This window comes from Orbaceae bacterium lpD04, from assembly GCA_036251935.1.
Taxonomy (GTDB): Bacteria; Pseudomonadota; Gammaproteobacteria; order Enterobacterales; family Orbaceae; genus Orbus; species Orbus wheelerorum.
This window is the reverse complement of the sequence record CP133967.1, coordinates 2,591,972-2,605,441: the sequence shown is the minus strand read 5'-3', so window position 1 is coordinate 2,605,441 and position 13,470 is coordinate 2,591,972. Positions and strand designations below refer to the sequence as shown.

The following is a 13,470-nucleotide window of genomic DNA, read 5'->3' as shown; positions in this document are numbered from 1 at the left end:
AATGCTAAGAATTTGTGCTATTATACACCACTCAACTAGAGTTGCGTATGGAATGGAATAGCATTGGTCAAGAACGCTAAAAAAACAGAAAATAAAATAAAAAAGATTAGTTTGAAAAAACGACTGGGTATTTTATTGCTAAAAATTTTTTTGGTGATAATTGCAATAACTGCCGTGTATTGTATTTACTTAGATCAACAAATTCGAGATCGCATTGATGGTACTGTTTGGGAATTACCCGCTGCTGTTTATGGGCAAATTATTGAATTAGAGCCTGATGAAAATATAAGTAAAGATGATATCGCATCAATTCTTAATGGCGTGCAATATCGGCAAGTTTTAGTGGCAACAAGGCCTGGTGAGTTTGTTGTTAATGATGATAATATTGAAATATATCGCAGACCATTTAATTTTCCAGATGCACAAGAGCCTGCATTTCGTACTAAAATAACATTTAGTCAAAATCGTATTTCGCGAATCACGAATATTGAAACTGGGCGAAATTTTGGCTTGCTACGAATTGATCCTAAATTGATTACAATGATCCATTCTCCAAATAATGAGCAGCGTTTATTTGTACCGTTAAAAGATTTTCCTGACTCGTTGATTCAAACATTAGTATCGACAGAAGATAAACGATTTTATCAACATGATGGTATTAGTGTTTATTCTATTTTTCGCGCGGTTTATTCTAATTTAATTTCTGGGCGCACAGTGCAAGGCGGTAGCACCTTGACTCAGCAATTGGTTAAAAATTTATTTTTAACCAATGAGCGTTCGTATTTACGTAAAATTCGTGAAGCCTACATGGCAATTATTTTAGACTCTCGATATAGTAAAGAACGAATTTTAGAGCTATATCTCAATGAGGTTTTTCTTGGTCAAAATGCAGATCAAGAGATCCACGGTTTTCCTTTAGCAAGTCTTTATTATTTTGGCCGTCCAGTTAACGAGTTAACCCTTGACCAGCAAGCATTGTTAGTTGGAATGGTTAAAGGCGCTTCAGTTTATAATCCATGGACTAAGCCGAATAATACATTAGAAAGACGCAACGTTGTACTTAAGCTCATAGAAGAGCAGGGAATTATTGATGATGAGCTTTACCAGCTACTGATCCAGCGTCCATTATCGGTATTGCCAAAAGGTGGCGTTATTTCCCCTCAGCCAGCTTTTATGCAGCTTGTTCGGCAGTCATTAAGGGAACAGCTCGGTGACCAAGCTAATTATCTCTCTGGCATGAAGATTTTTACTACTTTCGATCCTGTTACACAAAATGCAGCTGAGAACGCCGTAACTGAAGAAATAGAGCGCTTAAGAGTATTAACTAAAAAGAGTGATTTACAAACAGCCGTTACAATTATCGATAGGAAAACGGGAGAGGTAAGAGCATTAATTGGTAGCGCCGATCCCCATTATGCAGGATTTAATCGTGCTTTATATGGTAGGCGCCCAATTGGCTCACTAGCAAAGCCGCCAACTTATTTAACCGCCCTAAGTTTACCTGAGCGCTATCAACTTAACACATGGCTTGATGATAAACCATTAACGGTAAAAATGGATAGCCGAACAGTTTGGCAACCTCAAAATTTTGATAAACAATATCGAAATAAAGTGATGTTGGTTGATGCATTAGCGAAATCACTTAATATTCCCTCAGTTAATTTAGGCATGGCAGTCGGCCTTGATGCAACAGAAAAGACCCTATTATCGCTAGGCGTACCTAAGCGTGAAATTAAAGCGGTACCTTCACGATTTTTAGGTACATTAGAACTGACAGCTTTAGAAACGGCTCAAATGTACCAAATAATTGGTAATACCGGCAAAAAATCATCATTGAGTGCTTTAAGATATGTGTTATCAGATAAAGGGCAATTAATTTATCAAAGCTACCCTAATTCACAACACGTTGTATCTGCTCAAGCAAGCTATTTAACGACATTTGCTATGCAGCAAGTGGTCAATTACGGCACAGCTAGATCGTTAAATAATAACTATAGCAGCGCTCATCTAGCAGCTAAAACAGGTACAACTAATGATTTAAGAGATAGTTGGTTTATCGGTATCGATGGTAAAGATGTCACTGTTATATGGGTCGGCCTTGATGATCATAAACCGATGGCACTAACAGGTTCATCTGGGGCCCTAAAAATTTATCAAACATACTTATCACAACACGCACCTCAACCGCTCGTACAAGCTAAACCATCCAATATTAATATGGTTGAAATTGATGCTCAGGGAAATTGGCAATGTAATGGTATTGGTGTTAGAACTTTACCAGCATGGACTGCCGATAAGGCATTACTTTGCGCTGGTTTTAACCAAGTGCCAAGGGAAAACGTACCAGAAAATGATGCGCCAAGTTGGCTAAAAGAGATGTTTAGCTTATAGCAATATGTTCGTTATTTTTTTGTTGTAAGGTATCATTATAGTGAAAAATTAATTATTATTAGCGAGTAACTTAATACGCGTAATAATATTATTTAAGCCTAATTGTCTTGATTGGCTAAGTTCATCAATAATGTAGAGTTCTTTAAGTATCGCTAAAAAATCAGTTTGTGCTATTTGTTCGACAGTTTTGTTATTTGCTAAAATAATTAAAATTGTCAACAAACCTTTTACTATTCGCCCTTCGCTATCACCACTAAAAGTGAGTGTTTGCTCACTATTTTTTTTGCAAGTAAGCCAAACTTTGTTTTCACACCCTTCAATTTGATTATCGACAACGCGTTGTTCTTCGGGAAAATCTTTTAGCATTTTTGCTAATTGAATAATTTGACGGTAACGATCTTGCCAGTTAGTTAAGTGTTCAAAAATGGCGAGAAGCTCAGTTGAATTTAATTCCATCATGTTAACCATATCTCATATTATTTTAATATTTGCACCGCAGATTTTACTGCGTTAATGAACCGGTCCACATCATCACGGTTATTATAGGGCATAAATGATGCTCTGATAACTCCGTTACAATTTAATGCTTTGATTAGGGGCTGCGCGCATAATTCGCCATTACGAATCGAAATATTTTGCTCTGCTAATAAAATAGCGAGATCATCATGATAGAATTGTTTTGATGATAATGTTAATAATGGACTATTTTCGACACTGTTAACGGTTATTTCGGGTAACGATCTCAGCTTTGACTTTGCATAATCAACTAACTTGCAAGTATATATTTCAGCGCTTGCTGCATCAAATGAGCGAAGCCAATTTAGCGTTGCATGAAAGCCAATCACCGCAGCAATATTTGCTGTACCTGCTTCAAATTTATAAGGCAACTCAGCAACTTCAAAATCAGTGAATGAGGTGGCTTTTAACATTTTCCCACCACCTTGCCAACAGTCCATTTTATTTAGCAAGTCTGATTTACCGTATAAAATGCCTAAACCAGTTGGCCCATATAATTTATGCGCTGAAAAAGCATAAAAATCAATATCAAGCTTTTGTACATCAAGGCGGTTATGTACTATTCCTTGTGCTCCATCAACAACAATAACGGCATTTTTTTGATGAGCAATATTACTTATTGCTTCAATATCTGGCTGTTGCCCTGTTACATTAGACATTTGCGTTATGGCAATGATTCGAGTTTTATCAGTAATAAGCGAAGGCAAACGGTCGATTGATAATAAGCCATCTGTTTCAATTGGCCATTTAATTACTTTCGCGCCAATTTTTTTAGCCACTTGTAACCAAGGGATTAGATTACTATGATGCTCAAGTTCACTGACAATAATTTCATCATCTGCCTTTAATAGGTACCTTGCGTAGCTTTGAGCAACTAAATTTATCGATTCTGTTGCACCTTTAGTCCATATGATTTCATGGCTTTTTCCGGCATTGATTAATTGACTTACAAGCGTTCTTGCATGCTCAAATTGTTCTGTTAATGCAATTGCTTGTGAATGTTTACTTCTTAAAATTGTTGCGGTGTTAGTTGTATAATAGTTGGTTATTGCATCAATCATCACCTTAGGTTTGAGTGATGTTGATGCTGAATCAAGATAAATAGTATCTGAATTTAGCGTTGGAAATTGAGATCTAAATATCGCAAAATCAAATGCCATTATCTTAGCTCAAGTCCTGCTATACCATTCCAATAACCATTGCAATCGCGACTATTAATGGTTGTTAATGGTGCTTGCCCCAATTCGTTAGCTTTAAATTGGCTTACAATATCAAGCGTCTCTATACCTAAAGGTGATATTCGAACAATATCAACTAAGCCATGCATCTCATTAAGATTATTACCTAAGTTATAACAATAACCACTTTGGGTTTGAATCCCATTAAGGACAAATACTTTTTGTTGCTCTTGCGAAAAGACTTCTCGGCCAACTGGATATTTTATGCAGCAAGTTTCGCATTTATCTTTAGGTTTATCTTCTGAGCGAGCAGTAAAGCAACGAGCAGAATATGCTAGCGGTAGATAGCCGTAACTAAAAACTTCGATATCAAATTTACGTTCAATCTTTAGATCATCAAATTGAGCTAATACATTGACTAACCAATCCCTTGATAACTCGACAGGCATACACCAACGGATCATACCTTGTTTTTGCAATAATTTTAAGGTGTAAGCATTGTAGCAATTTATAGCAGGCCCAACGACAAAGGGTAGGTGGTGCTCTTGGGCTAAATTGATTGCCGCGAGATCATTTGCTTCGACTAAAAAATCGCCATTATTAACTAATTGACGCATTTCATTAATTTCTGACGGCGCTTCAAGTAAAGCAAGTGTTGATAGTACGACTTGTTTACCAGATTTTGCAACTTCTTTGGCTAATGCTATCCAGTCAGCGACTTTCATATCGCGTCGCTTTGTACAAACGGTTTCACCCATATAAATGATATCAGCATCACTTTGCATTGCTGCTTGATAAAATCTTTCAGTTTCAATCTTAGGCCAATAATATAGCACGGGACCTAGGGCATATTTCATAGTGTATTCCTAAACTTGCTCACATTTTTATTATAAATAAATTACTGCCATTTACGGTGGTAAGCGCCAAGCGTTGTTTGGCTTCCTTCCGACACTGCACCTAAAGTATCCATCCATTGCTTTTGAGCACGATAAGCCTCAGGGTTTGCAAGGTAGCTATCAATAGCTTGTCGCCAAACCTTAGTAACTTGCGCGACATAAGCTGGGCTACGTTGGCGGCCTTCAATTTTAACCGAGGCAACATTAGCTGCAAATAGCTCTGGTAATAATTCTAATGTATTTAAACTAGTTGGCTCTTCAATTGGATGATATAGGGTGTTATCAACAAAATAACGACCTTTACATAACGTCGGGTAACCCGCATTCTCGCCTTTTTTATGACAGTCAATGAGTACGTTATTTAGTCTTGATTCAAGCCCTTTTTCTGTCTCTTCCCAGCGAACAAATTTTGCTGGTGAACATGCCCCAACCGTATTAGGAGATTCGCCAGTTAAGTAAGACGATAGATAGCATCGACCTTCAGCCATAATGCATAAGCTACCAAAAGCAAATACTTCAAGGGGAATTGGCGATACCTGAGAGAGCTGTTTTACCTGATGCATTGATAATACTCTTGGTAGCACAATGCGATGAGGTTTAAAGTTATTATGATAAAATTTAATCGATTCAATGTTGGTAGATGATGCTTGTACCGATACGTGACGCTCGATATTTGGATATTTTTCAGCAGCATAATCAAGCATAGCAAGATCGGCAATAATGAGCGCATCTGCCCCAATTTTGGCTGCCATATCTACGGCATTTTGCCAGCGAACAAAGTTATCTGGATGGGCAAAAGTATTGATCGCAATATGCAGTTTTTTTCCTTTATTATGGACATAATCAGACGCTTCATATAAGCGCTGCTCATTAAAATTAAGTCCAGCAAAATGACGTGCATTAGTATCATCTTTCAGACCGATGTAGACGGCATCGGCGCCGTTATCAATAGCTGTTTTTAAAGCTGGTAGCGATCCAGCAGGACACAATAATTCCATAATTTTTACCTAAAAAATATTACCTAACTATTATGCAGTAAATTGTAAACCATTGCGAATATTAAATGATGTAGCTATCACAGCGATAAAAATAATCGATTAATAATAAATTTGCGAGCTAACTCGTTAAATTTACCTAAGCTTATGGCAAATAGCTAGATTAGCGGTAAATTATTAATAAATTTTATCCGATGGTTAATATTATGGCGAAATCAAAAGTAACTTTAACAAAAATAGCTAAACATGCTGGCGTATCAATAACCTCTGTATCAAGAGTTGTTCATTCTCCTCATTTAACATCTCGTCATACACAAGAACGGGTAAATCTAGCGATTGAGGCATTAGGGTTTAATGCTTCGATCTTAAAACCGTATAATCAGTTTAATCCAAATCAAAAAATACTTATTATTGATAATCAATTAATTACTGATAGTTTAATTAATAAAGGAATTGAATCTAAGGCAAAAGAGCTTGGGTATAAGCTACTTTATTTACGATTTTTTTATTTTAGTGAACAAGAGATTCAGCAAATTATTAGCTATACGACTGATTACCATGTTGATGCTATTTTAATTATTAATGATGCCCCTTATTTACAAGCATTACAACAATATCAACACGCATTACCGCCAATTGTATTAGTTAATCAGTTTTCATTAGTCTTCTCTTGTGTCTATTTTGATCATCTATCAAATGGCTACCAAGCAACAAAATATCTCGTTGATCAAGGGCATAAACGGATAGCGATATTACTTGGAGATAGTAATAAAGAGGAAACTAATTATCTTAAACAAGGATATCAACAAGCTTTGATTCGAGTTAATATTGCTATCTCACAAGATTATATCGCTCATCATTGCGTTAATTATTCTGCTAGTTATAAGGTTATTAAAAAACTAATGACATCTGCTTTACCGCCAACAGCGATTATTTGTAGTGATCATATCAATCTTAGTTATGCTGATCGTGAAAAATTTGTATTTGATGATAAATTTGATCAAGCAATTTCTGCCGAAAGTGCTATTTGTGGGGTGATAGATCAATGCCTTGCAATGAGGATTGATATTCCTTCTCATTTGTCATTGTTACAATTTATTCATCATAAAGGGCATAAACAATACAGTCCTTTAAATCATATTTGTGCGTTATATCGTCCCTTGTTTGAAATGGGGGAAAAGGCGATGATGCAACTAATTTCCTTATTAAATTGTTCTTCGCCAAGCAGAAGTAGCTCAATTATTGATGTGGAATTAGTGGCTAGGAATTCTACCTGTAAAAACGCTAAAATATGAATTTGAAGGTGGCAATTGTTATGGTATTAATAAACAAGAACCGATTGTTTTTCTACTTTGTATCATTTTATGTGCAAGAGCCGCATCTTTTAGTGCAAATTTTTGTTGTTCTCGAATCGTAATTTTTATTGCTCCCGTTGCAACATAGTTAAAAAATTGATTAGCTGCAATATCAAGTTCCACTTTATTGGTAATATAACTTCCCAATGAAGGCCTTGTTACATATAAACTGCCTTTTTGGTTTAAAATAGCTAAATTCACATCAGTTACTGGCCCAGATGAATTCCCAAAGCTCACCATAAGCCCACGACGTTTTAAGCAATCGAGTGATCTAAGCCACATATCTTTACCAATAGAATCATATACGACATTTACTTTTTGTTGCTTAGTTAGCGTTAAAACTCGTTCTACTACATTTTCAGTATTATAGTTGATCCCTTGCCAAGCGCCATTATGTTTAGCAATAGCAATTTTTTCATCTGATCCTGCCGTCGCAATCATTTTAGCACCAATAATCTTAGACCATTGGCAAGCAATTGAACCTACGCCGCCTGCAGCGGCATGAAATAGAAATATTTCATCTTTTTTTAGGGCATAAGTTTGCGTTAATAAATAGTAAACAGTTAGCCCTTTGAGCATCGATGCAGCAGCTTGTTCAAATGTTACCGCATCGGGTAATTTGGCAAGTAAATCCTTATTTACTATGTGATACTGGGAATAAGCCCCTAATGGTGCTTGAGCATAAGCAACGCGCTCACCAATCTTAAAATCAGTCACTTTACTACCAATGTCGCTGATAATTCCAGCCCCCTCAGTACCAATGCCAGATGGTAATGCTTTTACTGGATAAAGCCCACTACGGATATAAGTATCAATATAATTAATACCAATCGCCTTATTTTCGACTACAACTTCATGTTCATTTGGTTTATTGACATTAAAATCTAAATATTCTAAAACATCACTATCACCATAGCATGGAAAGACTATTCTTTTTGCCATAAGTTAACTCTCCTTAATTGATGTAATAGTACTTGTTATAATGCCGGTTGAAATTTTTGTAGCAATAATATCGCCTGGCTTTATTTGCTTAAGCGATCGAATTACTTGATTGTCACTATTACTTGTAACTGAGTATCCTCGTTCCAATGTCGCAAGTGGGCTTACTGTATTAAGTTGAGATGCTTGAAGGGCAATTTGATGTTTAGCTTGGGTAAAATATCGTTGAGTTAAGGTCGCGATTTGTTGTTGCTTTTGGATGACAATTTGACGATAAAACTGAATTTTATTATCTGGTGAGATTCGATATAGCTTATTCATGATGTGGTTCAATTTACCACTTTGAGTAAAGATAATTTGTTCCATTGCGGCATTTAATGAGCGACTTTGTGCCAATAAGCTTGTCTGTTGTTTTGCAAGTTTAACTTGCGGATGCTGCGTTTGTAATTGATGGCGTAGCCTTTGTAGCTTATCTTGTTTTTTTAAGATGAAGTTATCTATTGCCATCGACATTTGTTGCTCAACCATTTTAAGATCTTTTACTTGATCTTGCATATCACGGCTAATTATTTCTGCCGCCGCCGATGGCGTTGCGGCGCGTAAATCTGCAACGAAATCGGCGATAGTAAAATCAACTTCATGACCCACAGCACTAATAATTGGTAACTTGCTATTAAAGATCGCTCTAGCAACTATTTCTTCATTAAAGGGCCAAAGATCTTCAAGTGAGCCTCCGCCTCGACCAACGATTAAAACATCGCACTCATTACGAGCATTAGCAAGCCCGATCATTTTGGCGATTTTTTCTGCCGCGAGATCTCCTTGTACTAAGGTTGGATAAATAATGATTTTTAAGTTTGGTTCACGGCGCTTTAATATTTGACAAATATCGTGCAGTGCAGCGCCCGTTGAAGAGGTAATAATACCAACGCTATTAATGTGTTTAGGTATTATTTTTTTATGGGTACTCTCAAAGAGTCCTTCTTCTTGTAATTTCTTTTTTAATTGATCAAATTTTTGTTGTAGAAGACCAGCACCAGCAAGTTGTAATTTATCAATAACAAGTTGATATTCTCCTCTTGCTTCATAAAGCGTTACTGACGCGCTAACTAAAACTTGTTGGCCATCTTTGGGAATAAAGCCTGTTTTGAAGTTACTGTTTCTAAACATAGCACAGCGTACCTGTGCTTTATCATCTTTTAATGTGAAGTACCAGTGGCCAGATGTTGGTTTGGAAAAATTCGAAATTTCGCCGACTAACCAAATCTGTCCGATTGCATCAGCAAGGAGATCTTTCACCATTTGATTCAGATCTTTAACTGAAAGAATGGCGTTATTTTCTAACATATTCTCTCCTATTTCATGGCTACTTATAATTTAAATTCAGCCCAAATTGGCGCGTGATCGGAAGGTTTATCCATCGCTCTTATCTCTAAATCAATACCGGTAGCGACACACTTCGGTGCGAGTAATTGGCTTGCTAGTATTAAATCAATCCTTAATCCTGTATTGGTATCAAAGCCGTGCGAGCGATAATCAAACCATGAATACATTGATTTAGCTGGGTTAGCCTGGCGATATGTATCGATAAAACCTAAGGAGATAACTTTATTCATCCACTCTCTTTCTTCTGGCAAAAATGAACATTTTCCTGTTCTTAGCCAGCGTTTAACACTATCTGGCGTTAAACCTATATCTAAATCAGTGTGGCTAATATTCATATCACCCATAATAATTGTTAATTCCTGATTAAGATTTTCATCTTCAATATAACGAATTAAATCTTGGTAGAACTTTTGTTTAGCAGGAAATTTTATTTGGTTATCTCGGCTATCTCCTTGAGGAAAGTAGCCATTAATTACGGTAATAATCCCTTTTTCACTAGGCAATTTGGCGCTAATTAGTCGGCATTGTGCACCTTCTTCATCTGTTTTGAAACCACAAGTTACAGATAAAGGCTTTTGTTTTGTTAATAGCGCAACGCCATAGTGACCTTTCTGACCGTGATAATTTAAATAATAACCTAGATGCGCAAGATCTGCGATTGGGAACTGATCATTATGGACTTTTGTTTCTTGTAATCCAATTACATCAGGTTGATATTTATTTATAATCGCTTCAAGCTGATGGATCCTTGCTCGTAGACTGTTAATGTTAAATGAGATAACTTTCATAAAATAGAATTCAATTTGTTTAAAGTTGTACATTATCGTATCAAAAATCCGCTATACTGTTAAGTGTATTCAAAACTAACCCCTAATTGAGGAATTTATGGAGTTGCAAATTTACGTTAAGTTTCTGGTCGGTCTATTTGCAATAGTCAATCCAGTTGGTTTATTACCGGTGTTTATTAGCTTAACGGATAATCTTGATAGCGAATCTCGTAATCAAACTAATCGTACGGCAAATATTGCTGTTGCCGTGATCTTAATTATTTCTTTATTAGCTGGAAGCCTTGTTCTTGATATTTTTAGTATCTCGATAAATTCTTTTAGGATAGCAGGGGGGTTACTTGTTGTCATGATCGGTATGACAATGATTAACGGCAAACTCGGTGAAAATAAGCAAAATAAAGAAGAGCTTAGCGAATCAATTAGAAAAACGAGTGTTGCCTTAGTACCATTAGCTTTACCATTAATGGGCGGGCCGGGAGCCATTACTTCGATGATAGTTTGGAGCACAAACTACCCTTCATTTGGTAATTTAGTCGGTTTTATTCTCTGCATTTTAATTTTTTGTAGTTGTTGTTGGCTACTTTTTCGTTCCGCGCCTTATATTATTCGCGCTTTAGGTACAACAGGATTAAATGTCGTTACACGTATTATGGGATTGTTATTGATGGCATTAGGTGTTGAGATTATGGTTGGTGGCATTAGAAATATTTTCCCTGGATTATTATAATCTAGATGCAACTAGTCTAGTTGTTAAGCTCGTTTGTTAGATTGGCAACCGATATGACATATTAAAAATATAAATAGTGATAATTTAAATTAGGAATTTTGAGGTTTTTATGGCAACGGAATTAAAAGTATTGCGCGATAAGATTGATGAGGTTGATAAATCTATTTTATCATTAATAACCAAGCGTCTAGCATTAGTTGCAGAAGTTGGTGAAGTTAAAAGTCAATATGGTATTCCGATTTATGATCCGAAACGTGAAAGTGAAATGCTTGCACTGCGTAGAAGTGAAGCCGAACTTGCTGGGATCTCTCCTAATGTGATTGAAGATATTTTACGGCGTTTGATGCGTGAGTCATATAAGAATGAAAATGATAAGGGTTTTAAAAAAGTTTATACGGGGCAAGGCTCTATTGTTATTATCGGCGGAAATGGTCAGATGGGGCGATTATTTAGTCGGCTATTTTTACTCTCTGGTTATAATGTTAAAACGCTTGGCTCAAAAACAATGCATCAAGCGGCAGAGGTTATTGCCGATGCCGCAGCAGTTATTGTTACCGTGCCAATTAATAAGACGCTAGACATTATAAAACAGCTTCCACCTTTACCGAAAGAATGTATTCTTACTGATTTTACTTCAGTTAAACAACTCCCCTTACAGGCAATGTTAAACCAACATGATGGGCCTGTTGTTGGATTACATCCAATGTTTGGTCCAGATGTACCTAACTTAGCAAAACAAATTATTGTCTATTGTGATGGACGTGAAAGTGAAAAATATCAGTGGCTAATTGAGCAAATGCGAATATGGGGTGCGAATCTATATCCTATCGCGGCTAGTGAGCATGATAAATGTATGTCATTTATTCAGGCTCTTCGTCATTTTACATCATTTACTTATGGCGTTAATTTACAAAAAGAACAAGCAAATCTTGAACAACTTGTTGCCTTATCTTCACCTATTTATCGTTTAGAGCTCATGATGGTTGGGCGTTTATTTGCACAAGATGCTCAGCTTTATGCTGATATTATTATGTCATCAAGTGAAAATATTGAACTCATTAAACGCTACTATGAATGTTTTGGTCAAATGGTGAAGTTATTAGAACAAGGCGATAAAGACGGTTTTATTGAAAATTTTAATCAAGTTACTAAGTGGTTTGGTGAATATGCTCAGCGCTTTATTAAAGAGAGCCAAAGTTTACTCAAATTAGCTAATGATAACCGTCCATAATATCTCTAGATATTTATAGTATTTTCCAACTGTCACTTACTTTGCAGTGGATGTAATTAATCATAATTTAAAAGCATCCATTGCCTTATCTATCTGTCTTCATATTTATATTATTTAAATCATAAAGATAACTTTTCTTTTTTGTTAACTAAATCACAATTATTACAAAAATTAATTAATTTTTGATAGTGTTATCACATAATTTATTTTCTTTTATTTAGATGCTCAATAACTATGCTAATTTTATCGCAGGATACGCAAAATAAATGGAGAAACGATGTTATCAACGTGGCTAACTCATGAAACTATTCGTATTGTTGATTCGGTCGATAATTGGAAGCAAGCGGTTCGACTTAGTGCAATTCCTTTACTTGAAAGCGAAATTATCTCACCTAGTTATATTCAAGCGATTTATCAAATGCATGAAAAAATCGGTCCTTATTATGTCTTAGCTCCTGGGATTGCAATGCCACACGCAAGGCCTGAGGAGGGGGTGAATAAACTGGGTTTATCTATGTTATTAGTTAGAAATGGCGTAAGCTTTTGTTCCCAAGATAATGATCCTGTTTATCTCATTACAATGCTTGCCGCGCCAGACAATAATAGTCATTTAGAAATGCTAACCGAGCTTGCAGAACTATTTTCTAAACCTACAAGTATGCAAGCTATTTTTAAGGCCGATAATGTTGAGCAGATTTTATCAATTGTTAATCAGTATTAGTCTTAGCATCAAATATATTCCAGCGTATATCAAATTATTAGCTTTTAACAAATCTAAGGATAAGTAATATGAAAATTATGGCGGTATGTGGCTCGGGTTTAGGTAGTAGTTTTATGGTTGAACTTAATATAAAAAAAGTACTCAAAAAAATAAATAAAGAGGCGGATGTTAGTCACGCTGACTTAGCATCCGCAACGCCTGACGCTGCTGATCTATTTATTATGACAAAAGATCTCGCTGCAAGTTCTGGTATTCCTGCTGATAAATTAATTGTATTAAATAATATTATTGATATTAACGATCTCGAAGCTAAGCTCGTTACATATTTTGATAATCATTAACTTTAT

Annotated in this window: 13 protein-coding genes; 6 read left to right on the top strand and 7 right to left on the bottom strand. The window is 35.9% G+C overall.

Features of this window, described 5'->3' with window-relative positions; translation table 11 throughout:
- The first annotated feature begins 63 nt into the window (after positions 1 to 63).
- Entirely contained in the window at positions 64 to 2,391 is a 2,328-nt protein-coding gene (gene mrcB, locus RHO14_11480) for a bifunctional glycosyl transferase/transpeptidase (GenBank protein ID WVD70966.1), read from the top strand.
- Positions 2,392 to 2,439: 48 nt separating this feature from the next.
- Here the strand turns inward: mrcB and RHO14_11475 are convergent, their stop codons facing one another.
- The 4 genes from RHO14_11475 to RHO14_11460 are packed head-to-tail and all read right to left on the bottom strand — an operon-like array spanning position 2,440 to position 5,979.
- On the bottom strand, positions 2,440 to 2,850 hold the full coding sequence (locus RHO14_11475) for a SufE family protein (GenBank protein ID WVD70965.1): 411 nt from the start codon (positions 2,848 to 2,850) through the stop codon (positions 2,440 to 2,442).
- Positions 2,851 to 2,867: 17 nt separating this feature from the next.
- Positions 2,868 to 4,067 (bottom strand): cysteine desulfurase CsdA, encoded by a 1,200-nt coding sequence (csdA, locus tag RHO14_11470; protein WVD70964.1) that lies wholly within the window; start codon positions 4,065 to 4,067, stop codon positions 2,868 to 2,870.
- Positions 4,067 to 4,942, bottom strand: a complete 876-nt coding sequence (locus RHO14_11465) for a U32 family peptidase (protein WVD70963.1) — start codon at positions 4,940 to 4,942, stop codon at positions 4,067 to 4,069. The genes csdA and RHO14_11465 overlap by 1 nt, the downstream gene beginning before the upstream one ends.
- A gap of 41 nt (positions 4,943 to 4,983) precedes the next feature.
- Positions 4,984 to 5,979, bottom strand: coding sequence for a peptidase U32 family protein (locus tag RHO14_11460; GenBank protein ID WVD70962.1), 996 nt, complete (start codon positions 5,977 to 5,979; stop codon positions 4,984 to 4,986).
- A 203-nt stretch (positions 5,980 to 6,182) separates the two neighbouring features.
- Between RHO14_11460 and RHO14_11455 the strand changes: the two genes are divergently transcribed.
- On the top strand, positions 6,183 to 7,271 hold the full coding sequence (locus RHO14_11455) for a LacI family DNA-binding transcriptional regulator (protein ID WVD70961.1): 1,089 nt from the start codon (positions 6,183 to 6,185) through the stop codon (positions 7,269 to 7,271).
- Between the two features lie 18 nt (positions 7,272 to 7,289).
- Here RHO14_11455 and RHO14_11450 read toward each other — a convergent pair whose 3' ends face one another.
- From RHO14_11450 to xthA, 3 genes are read right to left on the bottom strand one after another with little or no spacing between them, the layout of a single operon-like run.
- The gene (locus tag RHO14_11450; GenBank protein WVD70960.1) at positions 7,290 to 8,273 is read right to left on the bottom strand and encodes an NADPH:quinone reductase; all 984 of its coding nucleotides are present in this window, start codon (positions 8,271 to 8,273) and stop codon (positions 7,290 to 7,292) included.
- A gap of 3 nt (positions 8,274 to 8,276) precedes the next feature.
- Entirely contained in the window at positions 8,277 to 9,617 is a 1,341-nt protein-coding gene (gene xseA, locus RHO14_11445) for an exodeoxyribonuclease VII large subunit (protein ID WVD70959.1), read from the bottom strand.
- Positions 9,618 to 9,640: 23 nt separating this feature from the next.
- Positions 9,641 to 10,477 (bottom strand): exodeoxyribonuclease III, encoded by an 837-nt coding sequence (gene xthA / locus RHO14_11440; protein WVD70958.1) that lies wholly within the window; start codon positions 10,475 to 10,477, stop codon positions 9,641 to 9,643.
- Positions 10,478 to 10,541: 64 nt separating this feature from the next.
- Between xthA and RHO14_11435 the strand changes: the two genes are divergently transcribed.
- The 4 genes from RHO14_11435 to RHO14_11420 all read left to right on the top strand — a co-directional run bounded on the left by RHO14_11435 (position 10,542) and on the right by RHO14_11420 (position 13,464).
- The gene (locus tag RHO14_11435; GenBank protein WVD70957.1) at positions 10,542 to 11,171 is read left to right on the top strand and encodes a YchE family NAAT transporter; all 630 of its coding nucleotides are present in this window, start codon (positions 10,542 to 10,544) and stop codon (positions 11,169 to 11,171) included.
- Positions 11,172 to 11,280: 109 nt separating this feature from the next.
- Positions 11,281 to 12,402, top strand: coding sequence for a bifunctional chorismate mutase/prephenate dehydrogenase (tyrA, locus tag RHO14_11430; protein ID WVD70956.1), 1,122 nt, complete (start codon positions 11,281 to 11,283; stop codon positions 12,400 to 12,402).
- 277 nt (positions 12,403 to 12,679) lie between these two features.
- A complete protein-coding gene (locus tag RHO14_11425) occupies positions 12,680 to 13,123 on the top strand; it encodes a PTS sugar transporter subunit IIA (GenBank protein ID WVD70955.1) in 444 nt (147 codons plus the stop codon).
- 68 nt (positions 13,124 to 13,191) lie between these two features.
- Positions 13,192 to 13,464, top strand: a complete 273-nt coding sequence (locus RHO14_11420) for a PTS sugar transporter subunit IIB (protein WVD70954.1) — start codon at positions 13,192 to 13,194, stop codon at positions 13,462 to 13,464.
- Positions 13,465 to 13,470: the final 6 nt, after the last annotated feature.